Origin of the sequence: Bacteroides sp., from assembly GCF_052357945.1 — a bacterium.
Taxonomy (GTDB): domain Bacteria; phylum Bacteroidota; class Bacteroidia; order Bacteroidales; family Bacteroidaceae; genus Bacteroides.
In genome coordinates, this window is sequence record NZ_DAWCXD010000019.1 from 19,427 (window position 1) to 35,075 (window position 15,649).

Annotated in this window: 13 protein-coding genes; 2 read left to right on the top strand and 11 right to left on the bottom strand. The window is 40.3% G+C overall.

The features are described 5' to 3' along the window. Positions 1–21: 21 nt before the first annotated feature. On the bottom strand, positions 22–1,500 hold the full coding sequence (nrfA, locus tag ACT8YW_RS06330) for an ammonia-forming cytochrome c nitrite reductase (RefSeq protein ID WP_444104380.1): 1,479 nt from the start codon (positions 1,498–1,500) through the stop codon (positions 22–24). Positions 1,501–1,534: 34 nt separating this feature from the next. After that, positions 1,535–3,892: an ATP-binding protein gene (locus tag ACT8YW_RS06335; protein ID WP_444104381.1), complete on the bottom strand. Its 2,358-nt coding sequence runs from the start codon at positions 3,890–3,892 to the stop codon at positions 1,535–1,537. A gap of 189 nt (positions 3,893–4,081) precedes the next feature. On the opposite strand from ACT8YW_RS06335, the gene ACT8YW_RS06340 reads away from it, so the two are divergent. Then, entirely contained in the window at positions 4,082–4,630 is a 549-nt protein-coding gene (locus tag ACT8YW_RS06340; RefSeq protein WP_444104382.1) for a 3'-5' exonuclease, read from the top strand. On the opposite strand, the gene ACT8YW_RS06345 is transcribed toward ACT8YW_RS06340, so the two are convergent. The 8 genes from ACT8YW_RS06345 to ACT8YW_RS06380 form a co-directional block, all read right to left on the bottom strand. Then, positions 4,608–5,612: a sensor histidine kinase gene (locus tag ACT8YW_RS06345; RefSeq protein WP_444104383.1), complete on the bottom strand. Its 1,005-nt coding sequence runs from the start codon at positions 5,610–5,612 to the stop codon at positions 4,608–4,610. The genes ACT8YW_RS06340 and ACT8YW_RS06345 overlap by 23 nt on opposite strands. Beyond that, positions 5,582–6,559, bottom strand: coding sequence for a hypothetical protein (locus tag ACT8YW_RS06350; RefSeq protein WP_444104384.1), 978 nt, complete (start codon positions 6,557–6,559; stop codon positions 5,582–5,584). The genes ACT8YW_RS06345 and ACT8YW_RS06350 overlap by 31 nt, the downstream gene beginning before the upstream one ends. Next, positions 6,556–8,394, bottom strand: a complete 1,839-nt coding sequence (locus tag ACT8YW_RS06355; protein WP_444104385.1) for a sensor histidine kinase — start codon at positions 8,392–8,394, stop codon at positions 6,556–6,558. The genes ACT8YW_RS06350 and ACT8YW_RS06355 overlap by 4 nt, the downstream gene beginning before the upstream one ends. Before the next feature lie 142 nt (positions 8,395–8,536). After that, the gene (gene uxuA / locus ACT8YW_RS06360) at positions 8,537–9,706 is read right to left on the bottom strand and encodes a mannonate dehydratase (protein WP_004304108.1); all 1,170 of its coding nucleotides are present in this window, start codon (positions 9,704–9,706) and stop codon (positions 8,537–8,539) included. Between the two features lie 63 nt (positions 9,707–9,769). Continuing rightward, positions 9,770–10,582 (bottom strand): SDR family oxidoreductase, encoded by an 813-nt coding sequence (locus ACT8YW_RS06365; protein ID WP_444104386.1) that lies wholly within the window; start codon positions 10,580–10,582, stop codon positions 9,770–9,772. 21 nt (positions 10,583–10,603) lie between these two features. Further along, positions 10,604–11,677, bottom strand: coding sequence for a LacI family DNA-binding transcriptional regulator (locus ACT8YW_RS06370; protein WP_122135903.1), 1,074 nt, complete (start codon positions 11,675–11,677; stop codon positions 10,604–10,606). Positions 11,678–12,067: 390 nt separating this feature from the next. Further along, positions 12,068–12,355 (bottom strand): YtxH domain-containing protein, encoded by a 288-nt coding sequence (locus tag ACT8YW_RS06375; RefSeq protein ID WP_004297124.1) that lies wholly within the window; start codon positions 12,353–12,355, stop codon positions 12,068–12,070. 44 nt (positions 12,356–12,399) lie between these two features. Further along, positions 12,400–12,645 (bottom strand): GlsB/YeaQ/YmgE family stress response membrane protein, encoded by a 246-nt coding sequence (locus ACT8YW_RS06380; RefSeq protein ID WP_004304114.1) that lies wholly within the window; start codon positions 12,643–12,645, stop codon positions 12,400–12,402. Positions 12,646–12,852: 207 nt separating this feature from the next. On the opposite strand from ACT8YW_RS06380, the gene ACT8YW_RS06385 reads away from it, so the two are divergent. Then, positions 12,853–14,055 (top strand): MFS transporter, encoded by a 1,203-nt coding sequence (locus ACT8YW_RS06385; RefSeq protein ID WP_008999992.1) that lies wholly within the window; start codon positions 12,853–12,855, stop codon positions 14,053–14,055. Positions 14,056–14,155: 100 nt separating this feature from the next. On the opposite strand, the gene ACT8YW_RS06390 is transcribed toward ACT8YW_RS06385, so the two are convergent. Then, positions 14,156–15,637, bottom strand: a complete 1,482-nt coding sequence (locus ACT8YW_RS06390) for a RagB/SusD family nutrient uptake outer membrane protein (RefSeq protein ID WP_444104387.1) — start codon at positions 15,635–15,637, stop codon at positions 14,156–14,158. Positions 15,638–15,649 lie beyond the last annotated feature (12 nt).

Genomic DNA, 15,649 nt, shown 5'->3' on the forward strand with positions numbered 1-15,649 from the left:
CAAATATAGCGAAAATAAATTCTAATCAACGATGCGTCCGTTTGCCTTTGCCTTTTGAAGCCATTCAGGGACAATCTCTTCGAGAAATTTATCTTTGCCCGCCTTTTCGGCGGCCATATCCAAACCAATATACTGCTGTGCCTTTTCTTTCGTTGTGATATCCGGAAGCGGAACATCACCTGTATATCCGTGCGATACCAGGATTTTGTTGATAGCCATACGGGCCTGGAATGTTTTGTTTAACCCATGTCCCAAAATACGCATTATTTCCTGCGGAGCATGAAAAGAACCACCATGCGATGCCACGCCGAAATCCCATCTCCATTGCGCCTGGCGGATCAACTGCAAGACTTCTTTCATCTCGTTTTCAGTAGCTCCTTTATCCCAGGCAAATTTAGCCTCGATGTGTGCTTTCGCCAAATCTTTTTCTAAAAGGGCACGCAGTTCATTTGCCTTTCGCTGACGTTCGTATACATTATTACAAAGTGTCTCCTTGCTATCACGATGACAAGTCTGACAAGTACGCTCAGTCACAGCCAACGGATTCTGGATATGGTGATCGCTGTATTTTATTCCTCCTTCATCATTATAAGGCATGTGACAGTCAGCACATGACACACCGCGTTGACCGTGAATACCCATTTGGAAAAGCTCATAATCAGGATGCTGTGCTTTCAATATTGGGGCACGACTCAATTTATGAACATAATCAGTAAATCCGATTTCATCATAGTACTTTTCCAAGTATTCAACCGTGAAACCTTTATCCCAGGGAAAAGTGGGATATTTTATATCGCCTTTGAAGTAATATTCCGAATGACACTGGGCGCACACCAATGAGCGCATCTCTTGTGGGCTAGCCTGTGTGATGTCTCTGCCCTGACGTTGGAAAGCTTCGACAAGCGACGGGCGACTAATATGCAAATCCATATTCTTAGGTTCATGGCAATCGGCGCACCCGACGGGATTTACAATTTCAGTTCCCCATGTAGCCCACTTATTATTATAAAAGGAATCCACCCCGATAGCTGCTACCATACGGGGAACATCGGGACTTTTACACATCCAGCAACTGGCAGGTTGAGGCCCGTCACCAGCATGCATGGGAGCACCGGTACGAAGTGAATGTCTTAAATCATCCAAAGCATACATATGTCCGCGTGGTGAAGAATAATCTTTAGAAAATGCATACCCAGCCCATAAAATGACCATTTCGGGGCGTTGCGCCAACACATCAATGGATATTCTTCCATTCATATCGCCATGCGAATTGGTCGATGTGGTGTCTCCCCATGTCTTATATTCACGCTGATAATTATCGGAGAACAGAGAACTGCGTGCTTCTATCCCGGTTATCTCTGCCTTTTTGCGATAAACTGCATTTACGACTTCCGGTCTGCGTTCCGTCAGGAATGAAATAACGACCCCCAATGCAAAGACAATAGCCATTGCAAAACCAAACAGTAACCATCCCTGCCAAGGTTTCAGTATCTCTTTCATTCCTTCTTTTTTTAGATGCTTTCTGTTTTTTGTATTAAATTGTACTTGCCAAAGATAAGACAACGGAAAAGCAACTGCCTTTTCCCACTTCGGAATCTACTTCTATACGACCCGCCAACCGTTCGATAATCACCTTAGAAATGGAAAGTCCCAAACCACTCCCCTGTTCAAATTCATCCGTTTTATAGAAGCGGTCAAAAATCATCATGAGTTCTTTATCATCAATTCCTTTGCCGGTATCTTTCACGTAGACACAAACTTCCCGGTGTTCCTTGTCTATTTTACCTCCCAAAGTAATTGTTCCTTCTTTGGTAAACTTGTTTGCATTGTTCAGGAAATTGGAGATGACCTGCGTAAAACGCAAACTGTCAATATTGGCCGGTAAGGGAATAGTCTCGTCCAGTTCGAGAAGAAAGTTCAATGAGGGTTGAATCAATGTTTGATAGGTCATATAAATTTCCTTCACTATTTTCGTGATGTCGCACTCCTTTATATCAAAGGATAAGTTGCCCGAATCCAAACGGGATATTTCCAACACATCATTCACCAGTTTTAAAAGCAGTTCATTATTGGTATTGATGATTTCGAGCATGGTTGCCTTTTCTTCCGGCTCTATTTCATCAGCTCCTTCGGCTATCAGCAGATTGGTGAAGCCCACAATAGCATTGAGCGGCGTACGAATTTCATGGCTCATGTTATTCAGGAACGATTGTTTCAGTTCGGCCTTTTCCGCTATCTGTTTCGCAAGGATCAACTGGTGTTCATGCTCCACCAGTTTCTGAATATTCTGCATGGTACCGGCCAGCATTATCTCTCCCCTGGCATCTTTCAAACTGCTACATCGTAGTTCGTACCATTCATAATCTGCGCCCTTTTTTCCAAAACAGAAACGTATCCGCTGTATTTGCATGCCGGGAGATTGATGCAAGGTTTCGTAGAATGAACTAAGTAACTGTACATCATCAGGATGAGTATATTGTATCATATCCTCTTTGGTGAACCTCCGTTGTTCCAGTCCGACCAACTGGGTATAATTGTCGTCAAACTCCAGAACACCTTCCTGAATATTCCAAAGAGAGATTTTTCCTCCATCCACAGAAAGGCTCAATCGCTTGTGAACCTCTTGCAGCATTTGAAGATTCCTGCGTTCTATCAATGAACGTCGATGGGTACGTAACAAGCTGATGGTTACGAGGATAAAAGAAATAACAAAGAGTCCGCCCAGTATATAAAGCTCTTTCCGGTAGCGATCATAAAATGGATAGTTGATAATACTGACATCTTTCGGAACGTTGCTGATGTCACCTGCAAATTCGGAAAAATAGATCCAATCCAGTACATACTCTTTTTCCAAATCCCTTATTTTAGGCATTCCTACCTTTTCTTTCTTCAAAAGGCGTGTAGCAAGATCAGCGATAGCCTTTGCCGAGATACTTTCTGTTGCCATATAGCCGCCTACAATCTTGGCGTTTTCGCCAAATCCCTCACAGATACAACTAAAAGAAGGAATATTCAAGGCAGTTACTATCGGAATAGCCATCATATCTAATTTATCCAACAAGAATGCTTGATTTTTCTGTTCTCTTTTTGATTGTTCCAGCATGACCAGCAGGGAAGCTCCCCTTATATAGCGGAAAGGACAGAGACTGATGGTTAAACCACTCCTTTTCACACGATCATTGACCAAACCAGGCGTCAGATTGAAGTATTCAATCATTTCCGTTAAGTGCTCATAATCGGACTCTTGTACAAATGCTTTCTGATAGCCCAGCACTCTTACACTTTGCCTGTCAACGACTTTGGAAAGTTTATCGAACGATTTATGTCCGAGGTAAGTAAGATCTATATTGTAAATGATCTCCATATTATGGGGATACAATGTTTTTATAAAGTCAATGTTACGTTTCAGGTCGGGGCTGTCACGCAATACATACACTTTCTGCAAATCGTATTCTTCTATCAGTTCTTCATTGGGAAAACGCACATTGCAAGCTAACACGGGAATGGAAGACAACAGACGGTGGCGAGTAGATAGAAAGGAATAGGTTGCCTGGTCGCCAATGGTCAGAATAAGGTCAGTGGATTTACTTTCAAGCAATTCAAGATACCTCCGCGCATACTCTATTTCTTCTTTCTCATTCAGTTTAGTGCAATCGATATAGAATTTATCAAATATGGCTTCTATTCCTTGCCGATGGAATTCTTCATACAACAGTTTTTCCAGTTTTTTATTGCCGATATCATTTTTAGTCATGGAATAGATAAGGGAAATACGTTTGGGCGTCAGTTTGTTAGTGACAAGCCAATGTTTGTAATTTAGTCCGCCTATAAAAACAAACAAAGAAAGAATGAATATTAAAACGTATTTAGACTTAAAGTATGTTTTGTCCATGCCTTTGGTTTATGTCGAACAAAAATAGTGTAAATTCTTTAAAAGAAGAGTTTTTTATTGGAAATGTTTCCCAAAAGTCCGTTTTAATTCAATTTTTAGTAAAAGCTTTCTATTTGCCAATCCTGTTACTATATTTTCTCCAACCTCATTTTTTATGCTATATTTGTATCCGAAAAAATAATAGAAACGATGATAAACTTTGCAGCTATCGATTTTGAAACAGCCAACGGCAAACGTACCAGCGTATGCAGTGTTGGTGTTGTCATCGTAAGGGAAGGAAAAATAACGAATAAAATCTATCGTCTGATCCGCCCCCGCCCCAATTATTATACGCAATGGACCACAGCTGTTCATGGCTTAACTTACGACGACACGATGGAAGCCGATGAATTTCCGGAAGTATGGGCGGAAATCAAACCATTGATAGACGGTCTGCCACTTGTAGCGCACAACAGTCCTTTTGATGAAGGGTGTCTTCGGGCAGTTCACGAACTATGGGAAATGACTTACCCTAATTACAAGTTTCACTGCACATGCCGCGCGTCGAGAAAGGTATTTGGAAAAGAGTTACCCAATCATCAATTACATACGGTAGCTGCCCGGTGTGGATATGACTTAACGAACCATCATCACGCACTTGCTGATGCGGAAGCCTGTACACAGATAGCCATGCATATTATTCCCGAACCGGACAATACCCTATCGGCATCCATGCTTAATTTTGGTCAAACGAAGTAAGATTTCCTTTGAGCGTTAAATAAATATAAGGAGTCTGCGCCTCTGTCTTGCTCTCATACACTCCTTTAAAGTGGCTGATAATCATACGATTGATTTCATTACGAATAATCATATCCTGCGACAAGTTCTGATGGGCCAGCAAAGTGCCATATACCTTAATCATTAACTCCGTCCCCTCCTGATTTACCTCTATAGCTACTTGCAACTCTTTTCCGGAAATGACAAAAGCAAACAGATTATTGAAGACATTCAATAATCGCGGGCCATCAATATGCGACCAGAACAGAGCTGACTGCGGACAAACGATATTTATTTTTCTTCCATTCCCAATCGAAGTCCCTGTTGCGGCATCCTGAATAAGAGAGAAAATCTCGACATCGCTCAAAATGAAACGCATCATCCCCGCTTCCAGACGGGAAAGATCCAAGATATTATTAATCAACTGCATCAGATCCGACGAAGTTTTATTGACAACTTCGGAAATCGCAACACGTTGCTGGTCTTCGATCTGGCGTTCGGAAGCCAACAACAACGAATTTCCAACCACTTCATCCAAAGGCTGACTGATGGATGTACTGATGTTGGAAAGAAAACGTTCTTTAGCCGAATTAGCCAGTTCAACTTCATCAGTCATTCTGCGCATTTCGGCTTCATCACGTTCCAGTTTTCTACGGGCACGATACGTATAGACTATAAAAACTGTAATCGCAATAATAGATACAATCAAGAAGGATATTATTATGATCTGAAGATAACGATAGTTCCGTTCTTTTTCCTGTTGCAACAAGTAAACATCATGTATACTTTTCACTTGTTCCGTTTGTGTATTCAGAAGTTCTATCTGTAAAGAATCACGTACTGTTTTTGCTCGTTTTAGTAATTGAAGCGCTTCCACGTCACGACCCATTAAATGTATAATCTCCGCATGCTTTGCAAATGCCTCATTATAATCTATATCTGATACCGAATGAAATAATGCCATAAAGTATCGACTTGTTCCAAAGCTTTCTCATATTGTTTGGATTCACGCAAATAATTACTACTAATTCGTGCATAATACTCCTCATATAATCCGGTTTGCAATGACACATGATAAATGCTGTCAGCGAGTTGATAATAATGTGCTGCACTGTCCATATCTTCTACAGTCGTATAATAAGCCAGATAATGAATGTACATCATAAAGTAAGCACTCGATATTCCAAAATTCACATTTGATTCACGTATACTTTTAGCTATATGTTCCTCTTCCTCCTGAATATATTCAAGCCATTTAGGATAATCTTTCACCTTTTGAGCAGCTCCATTCAAAGCATGAATTACATCAAGTTTTAATCCTGAATCATCAACCTTATCCAAAAGAGTATAGGCTTTCTCAAATGCAGCCAACGCTTTTTCATACTGGTAAGTAATAACATACGCATTCCCCAAAGATTGATTAGCAACAATCATTCCCATCAAACTACCGACTTTTTCTGCATCTTTCAATAACATCAGAGATTCTCTTTCCTCTTTTTCATATTCACCAGTCAACTGTAAAAGGTCTATCACACATCTTTTACCCAAAAATAGCATATCATAGAATTTATTTTTCTGAGCTAAAGGTTCAAGAAGAGAAAACCAATAATGCAATGTCGGTACATCCAGAGAATTATATGCCAGATATACCCGATAAAGATAAACTTTACATTTATAAAGATCATTCTTTTGTTCATCAGCCTCTTCTAGCATCTTATTAAGATAATAAAGCCGGACCAATGGTTGATGCTTGGTTACTACCGATAACTCAAACAATAAATTCAAACGAGTAGTGTCATTAGGAGATTTCGCCAGTTGCTGCAATAACTCTTTCTTCGTATATTGCTGAGCATTGGTTTCTAAAGAAAGAAACAAAAAGATGGCAGTGAGTATATAGAATAAATGTTTCATAAAATCTGATTATTTGAAGATGGTAACGGATGAGTGAAGACAAATCTCGCTCCTGCAGTATATGTGGAATCAATCCAGATTTTTCCACCAAAATGTTCGACAATCAACTGACAAATGGATAATCCCAAGCCAGCTCCTTGTACCCCTTCATGCAATTTCTCAAAGCGTCCGAAAATATGGGGTTGCTTTTCCAAGGGTATGCCACACCCTGTATCTTCTACCGTAAAAACAGCTTCTCTCTTAACCTCATCTACGCTCAATCTTAATGTAATGCTCCCCTCTTTCGTGAATTTTGTGGCATTAATCAACAGATTAATCAATACTTGCTGCAAACGCCCGCTATCTGTATACAACAATAAATCAATAACAGAAGAATGAAACTGGATAACGGCAGCGGTCTGCTTGACTTTATCCACCGTATCCACTACCATACGGCAGATATTGACAACATTATAAGTATTGCACGTATATCTGATCTCGTCAATATTCATCTCCGATAAATCCATCACATCCTTAATCAACTTCAGCAAAAGGTCGGCATTCTGCTGAATGCTTTCACCACACTGCTGTTTCGTTTCTGCATCTATCTCTCCACAGTTCACCAGAATCCCCGAAAAGCCAACAATAGCATTCAAAGGAGTTCGCAACTCATGGCTCATATTAGAAAGAAACATGCTCTTTGATTGAATGGAGCGAGTGGTTTCTTCACGCACCACTTGTAACTTATTACGGGAAACGACCAACATCTTATTCTTCCGCCAAACCATATAAAAGATAGCAATACCACCCAACAGAATAATGGTGCAACAGATGATAGTCCATTTATACAATGAACTGTATACCGATTCATTTTCACTTTTTAGCTGATCGACCAAATAAGTGGTATGAAGATGTTCAATCTGACGTGTATAGCGTTGCATATCCAAGGAGTCTGTCAATTTCCTGACTTCGGTATACATATTACAAGCCTCGGTTATATTGTTCATTTTCTCAAGGAACACGGCTTTATCAATCATTACATTCCGATATTCATTTAAATTACCGCTCTTCCTTATCTCAACCAAATTAGAATCAACAAAAGCCAACGCGCTTTTATAATCCTGCTCCAGCTCATTATATTTAAACTTCACCCAATAATACCAACGTTTATAGAATGGATTGGTATCTTTTATCAAATCTAAACGATCCAAAAGAGCCAAAGCCTTTATCTTATCCTTCACCTCAATCTGATAGAGGGTTTCATAACATAGTGCATAATAATCATAGTACTCATTTGCCACAATCGAAGTATGCTGCAATTTTGAAAGCTTGTCTAAGTAAATATGCATAACGGCCGGTTCCCCCAACAGGTAAGAGACATGAATTATCTGTAAATATAGCCGCACAAGGACCGGGTCCGATTCATAAAGTTTCAGCCGGTTCTCTGCCTCAACAAACGCATCAAAAGCCTGTTTCATCTGATCCAAACTCATATACGTGCTGCCTATTGCCTGAAGTGATAATGCTATTCCTATAGTTGAATTCATTTTCTGCGCATGCTCGTACATAAGTTCCGCTTCATTAGTGGCAACTCCTATATCCCCTTTCAGACAGTAAGAATTTACCTTGATCTGGCCTATTCTGAAATAGTTCTCAAAATCTCCTGCTTTGGAAGCTTCTGACTCAAGTCGAGTGGATAAACGGATTATACTGTCTTCCGGAATTATGCTACTTAAGATAAAATTCTTACCGGATAATTGATAAAGAAGCTCTAACTCTGATGGGTATTTCATAGCATAAGCAGTCATGCTTCCTGAAATGAATAATAATAGAGTTAGTATTAAGTGTTTTATCATCTGTTTCTTTTGTTAGTGTGGTACAAGGGACAAATATAACTAAAAAAGAGACATGTGCAATTTACATAAATAGAAAAATAACCCTCATCCAGCATAATAAGTTGCTGTGATGAGGGTTACTCAAATATAAAAAGTATTCTGCTTACAGAATAGATTTTGCAATACCCATTTCCAATCCGCGAAGTTCTGCCAATCCGCGAAGACGGCCCAGGCAAGAATATCCCGGATTCGTTTTCTTTTTCAAGTCATCAATCATTTGATGTCCGTGGTCGGGACGCATAGCGATAGAGCATTTACGACGCTGTTGTAGAAGAATAAGGCTCTTCATTACGTTGTACATGTCTACATTTCCTTCCAAGTGATTAGCTTCGTAGAAGTTTCCTTCCTCGTCACGTTGTGTACTGCGCAAGTGTACGAAGTTCACACGGTCGCCAAAACGTTCCATCATACCTGCAAGGTCATTGTCGGCACGCACACCGAAAGAGCCTGTACACAAGCAGAGGCCATTAGATTCGTTAGGTACGGCTTCAATCAATTTCTTGAAATCCTCTTCCGTACTTAAAATACGAGGCAAACCTAAGATGGTATAAGGAGGATCGTCCGGATGAATCACCAGTTTCACTCCTACTTCATCGGCAACAGGAGCAATTTCTTTTAAGAAAAAAATCAGGTTGGAACGAAGTTTCTCTGCATCAATATCGTCATAACGATCTAATGCTTGCTGAAATTGTTCTACCGTGAAACTTTCTTCCGAACCCGGAAGTCCGGCAATCATATTACGAACCAACAATTTCTTGTCGTCTTCGCTCATCTGCTCAAAACGAGCTTTCGCTTTAGCTATTTCTTCCGGAGTATAGTCTTTTTCAGCATTTGGACGTTTCAAGATGAAAAGATCGAAAGCTACAAAAGCTGCTTTTTCAAAGCGGAGTGCTTTAGAGCCGTCCGGCATTGTATAGGCAAGATCTGTGCGGGTCCAGTCCAATACAGGCATGAAGTTATAAGTAACTACCATCACGCCACACTTCGCCAGATTACGGATACTTTCCTTATAGTTTTCGATGTATTTCATAAAGTCGCCCGTCTGTGTTTTGATATGCTCGTGTACAGGTACACTTTCTACCACAGACCATGTCAGACCCACTTCTTCAATCATTTGCTTACGCTTCATGATCTCTTCTACTGTCCACACTTCACCATTTGGAATGTGATGAAGAGCATTTACTATACCAGTAGCGCCTGCCTGCTTAATATCCCACAAGCTAACCGGGTCATTAGGACCATACCAGCGCCAAGTTTGTTCACATAAATACATATTATTCTTTCCTGATTACAAGTTACTAATTATGATTAAAAACAGAATGATATCATCCCAATATTAGATAGAGAATGCATCAAATCCACCGTCGATAACAGCTACTGTACCTGTTACGAAGTTAGAAGCATCGCTAATCAAATAATGGATTGTTCCATAAAGGTCTTCCGGTTCACCGAAACGGTTGAATGGAGTATGAGCGAGAATGGTCTTTGAACGATCGGTCAGAGAACCATCCGGATTAGTCAATAATGCACGATTCTGATCGGTCAGGAAGAATCCCGGAGCGATGGCATTTACACGCAGACCGTTACCGAATTTCAAAGCCAGTTCGCCAGCCATATATTTAGTAAAGTTGGCAATAGCTGCTTTTGCCGCACCATAACCTACCACACGGGTCAATGGACGAAGAGCCGATTCAGAACAGAAGTTTACAATAGAACCTTTCTTCTGTTCTACCATAATTTCAGCAAATACCATTGTAGGCAATACTGTACCGAAAAGGTTCAGATCCACCACTTTCTTGAATGCATCAATCTGCAAATCGAAGAAAGTCTTATCCGGAGCGATAGTTGCACCTGCCATGTTACCTCCGGCAGCGTTCAACAATACATCAATACGGCCATAAGCCTTCATGATTTCTACTTTGTTACCTTCCAGCACTTCCTTATCCATTACATCCGTGTAAAGGAACATAGCTTCATTTCCTTCGGCTTTGATACTGTCTACCAATGCTTTTCCTGCTTCTTCACCTCTGTCGAGCACAACTACTTTTGCACCTTCCTTTGCGAGATACACAGCAATACCTTTACCTAAAATACCAGCTCCACCGGTGATAACAACTACTTTGCCTTTTACGTTAAATAATTCATTCATGGTTCTTACAAATTTATATGTTTATAATTTATTGTTCAGATAATATTTCAGATTCTCTTTGAGAAGAATATCGATAGGCATCAAATTAACCTTTTCACTGCTCTGTTTGAACAACAGATGATTACACAATGATTTAATACCATCATATCCCTGACGCTCCGGACGCTGCGCAATCAATGCGGTTATGACACCTTCGGAAAGCAACTGTGTATTTCTCCCGATAAGGTCATAACCAACCAATTTAACAGACTGCATTCCTCTCGCTTTCAGGTAATTCCCTAAAATATAACAAGTTGAATTGAAGATAACAGCCCCATTTATATTTGGATTAGCTTCAAATATTTCATCCAGTTTCATGAAGTTATACACTGAATCATTTATTTTCAACTCCACTTCATGCAGATTTCCATTGAATCCTGTTTGCGTGAGATAATGGCAGAAACCTTCCCGCCTGTTCTTTCCCTGATTAGAGTCATTCTTCCCACTATGAATAATTCGCGCCATCAATATATCGGAAGACGAAGAAAGCCGGTCCATCAACAATCTGGCAGCAATCACTCCGGCATCATAAGACTCCGTTCCGAAATAAGCCAGTTGATGTTGCCCTCCAATGTTGGAGTCAACATACACGTAAGGTATTTCATTCCTGTCAAGTTCCTGCGAAAGCCGGATAACAGAATCCGTAAACAAAGTCGCAATCAATACACCATCCACTTTCTCATTCAGCAGATTACGGATGATATCATCAAAAGTCTTGTTATTATATTGATCGAAAAAGAGTTTGGTAATGGTGATGTTATACGATTCCATTTCCGACGCTGCTTTATCTATGCCTTCCGAAATAGCTTCCCAATACTCTCCCTGAACAAAAGAAGGAGTAATCGCAAGAAGATGATATTGCTTTTTGGAGGCCGCCAATGAACGTGCCATCAGATTGGGCTGGTAATGTACCATCTCCAGAATCGCCTGTACCTTTTTCCTGTTTTCTTCAGATACCCTGCCACGATTATGTATTACACGATCTACCGTGCCAACAGAGACTCCTGCCATCTTGGCAATGTCTACAATCCGAATATTTGAAAACTCTTTATCCATCTATTGATAAGTATCTTGTTTTTCATCGGCAAAAGTAAAATGAATTATTGAATTAAGCAATAGTGTGTGCGCACACACATAACACACAATAAAGAACATACTACTAATAATCAGCAAGTTAACCACAACAGCAAGGAAGTATACATGTTGTTAAACATAAGAAAAAGTAAAGATAGTATAGAGAAAAAAGCACTTATCAGATGAGAAACCAGAGGAAAAGTAGCTTTTGATTCTTGAAGGAAGTGAAAATAATGGAGAAGATACACCAATATGTGTTCGTGCACACATCATTCAGATAGTGACTGATAAGGCTAGAAATAAAAGATTAAACGTATATAAAATAAAACAGGTAACCGATTCTATTTAAATCGATTACCCGTTTTGGAGTTCTTATTTCCCCCACTTATCTTTTGCTTTTCCAGCCACTTTATCGGCTTCATCTGCTACTTTATCAGCAATTTCCGCACCGGCTTCTACTGCTTTAAGTCCAAGATCCACTGCTTTTCTTTCAGCATGAGCAGCAGCTATTTCAGCATCACGACCTATGCGATGAATAGCATTATAAATTTCACTTTCTAATTGTTTTGCTTTTGCTGTACGTGAAAGACGATAAGCTACTGCGCCAAGGATTGACCCAATTCCGAGTCCAATCCAGAAATTTCCATGTCTACATTCCATAATCAAGTTCTGTTTTTAGGATTAAAAATAAATTATATAAATATCTATTTAGATTTCGAGAATAAAGAAGCAATCCACAATACAAGGATAGCTCCTACGGTGGAAGTTATCAAACTTCCGATCAGTCCTGAAGCTGCCAGTCCGAAAAGGGCAAACACCCAACCGCCCAGTACACCTCCAAGAATACCAAGTAATAAATTTATAACAAGACCAAAACCTCCGCCGCGCATTATTTTACCTGCGAGGAATCCAGCCACAATACCAATAATGATATACCATATAAAGCCCATATAATCCTCCTTTTTTATTTAACAACAGTAGGTATGAAGAATAGTTCAGTCACTCAAAACTGAATTAACGACAATTTACAATCCTTAGTCTTAGAGCTTTATTCCTATCATATTGAATTAATCACAGCAAATATATATTGAGAAACGGGAAGTTTCCGTACCTTTGCAGCCGATTTTTCAGGAACACTTCAATAGTAAATAGGTATTATGGTACAGAATCAGGAACAACCCGTAGGAAAAATTACATTTTCCATTTTGATTGCATTGAGTCTTTCGCATTGCCTCAACGATCTTTTACAGTCGGTGCTATCAGCATCTTATCCTTTATTTAAAGATGATTTAGGACTTAGTTTCGCGCAAATCGGACTTATCACACTAGTTTATCAACTTTCCGCTTCAGTTTTTCAACCGATTACCGGAATTTTCTTTGATAAGCATCCCGTCGCATGGTCATTGCCTATCGGAATGAGCTTTACACTGATTGGTTTGATAAACTTAGCATTCTCTGATAATCTATACTGGATATTAGCCTCCGTATTCTTAATCGGAATTGGCTCTTCCGTACTGCATCCGGAAGCCTCCCGCATCACGTTCCTTGCCTCCGGCGGAAAACGTGGACTGGCACAATCACTCTTTCAGGTAGGTGGTAACTTCGGAGGTTCATTAGGCCCTTTGCTGGTTGCTCTGTTGGTGGCTCCTTATGGCAGGCAACATCTCATCGTATTTGCATTTGTGGCTTTAGCTGCTATCGGAGTGATGTACCCAATTTGCAAATGGTATAAATCATATCTAAACCGGATGAAAGCACAGACTGTCAGTGTCAGAAAACCTGTTCATCTTCCTTTGCCTATGGATAAGACAGCCCTTTCAATCGCGATATTGCTGATTCTGATTTTCTCCAAATATATTTATATGGCAAGTCTCACCAGTTATTATACTTTCTACCTGATTCATAAATTCAATGTAAGTGTACAAGATTCGCAGCTATATTTATTTATTTTCCTGGTAGCTACTGCTATCGGAACATTAATTGGCGGACCTGTCGGTGACCGTATCGGTCGGAAGTATGTGATTTGGGCTTCTATTTTAGGAGCTGCCCCATTTAGCTTACTAATGCCACATGCCAATCTGCTGTGGACTATTATCCTTAGCTTCTGTGTGGGATTGATGCTTTCTTCCGCTTTTCCTGCCATATTGCTTTATGCACAGGAGTTGCTTCCTACCAAACTTGGATTGATATCCGGTTTGTTCTTTGGATTTGCTTTCGGAGTGGCCGGCGTAGCATCTGCCGTACTTGGCAATTTAGCGGATAAAACGAGCATTGAATATGTATATAACATCTGTGCTTATATGCCGCTGCTGGGATTAGTCACGTTCTTTTTGCCTAATTTAAAGAAGCAGAAAATATAAATAAAGCTCTTTATAAAAAAGAAAGAAAACGACCGGTATGCATCGTCACAACGTATACCGGTCACAAGTTAAGGTCAAAGTCAAAAATTAAGAGAGCTATTTATATGTTAGGGTTAGCGTTTATTTCTTTCTGGGGAATAGCATACAAATAATAGGTGCTATTTACTGTAAACGGTTTACCGTTCGGGAAGTTAAGGAACCAATGTCCCAGAGGATTTCGTTTTTCAAAGCTACCACCCTCCTGCCAACAATCGACTTCTGTCTTCTGCATTTCATCAGATAAAGCAGTACGTACTACGGAACCCTGTGTACGAAGTATATCTGTAATACCGAATCCCTCTCCCCAAAGTTCGCGGCGACGTTCCATCAGAATCTCATTAAGAACATCTTCCTGCGACTTCCCTGTCACGTCATAATCTCCCACTCCACGGGCATTGCGCAACGTATTCAATGGAATGACAGCCTGATTCAAAGCTACTCCATCACGAACTTTCGCCTCCGCTTCTATCAAATACATTTCAGAAGCACGCATCAAGACCAGATCAGCTGTATCATCTGCACGCATGTGGAATTTCTTATATCCCAGATACCCTTCACGCATCCACTGAAACAAAGGCAAACGAATGTCACCCTCAATAAAGGTATCTTTTAGATGAGGATCGGCCATAAAGCTACTATAAGCTCCGACGTATGTTGCATCCAGATAATAGAAGTTGTAGCTGGCATCCGATTGAGAAGGTATTTGAGGAAATCCCCATATCCATTCTTTATTGGAAATATTATTGAAGCCTTCGTATTCGGCTGTCGTTGTCATCAACGCATATCCTGTACGTGCGGCTTCAGCTACTTTCGCTGCTTCTTCCCACTGCCCTGTCAACAGATAAGCACGAGCCAAGAGGCCATCCACCACGGCAACATTCGGTTTGAATTTTTGGTTATCACCACTCCTTACATAGTTCTTCAAATAATCCTGTGCCAGGTTCAGATCATCAAAAATACGCTGATAAACCTGTGCCACCGTTGATTTTCCTTTCGGAACTGTCGAACTATTACTCGGTTCGGTATATATAGGAACACATGGAGCATCTTTATCTTTCAGATAAGTGAATTGATAATGCTGCACCAAGTGTAAATAACAGAAAGCACGCAACGCCAATGCCTGTCCCTGCGCCTGTCGGAGCTCCTCCGAATCTCCCTGAATGGAAATGGCAGTATTACAGTTATCGATCGTTTTATATATCAGATACCAAGCAAATTCTGTTCTATTGTTTGAAGGTAACGCTATATCGTTAAACTGATACGAAGAGTTGAAACCGTATTTCGGACGGGAAACAATATCACTTGCCATCATGTCATCCAGACACTGAAGCGCCCGATAACCGATATTGGCATAAGTACTTGAATAATCAAACAGATTATACCATGCACCATTCACAAGTGCCGCTGCATTTTCAGGCACAGGTACTTTTTCTGAACTTACCGCATCCGTTGGGTCCGTATCCAAAAAACTGCTGCTACAACTCGTTGCCAGGAAAAGTCCGGCAACTGCGGCAAGAATGGATTTAATTTTTATTTTTCTCATAATTTAGTCTGA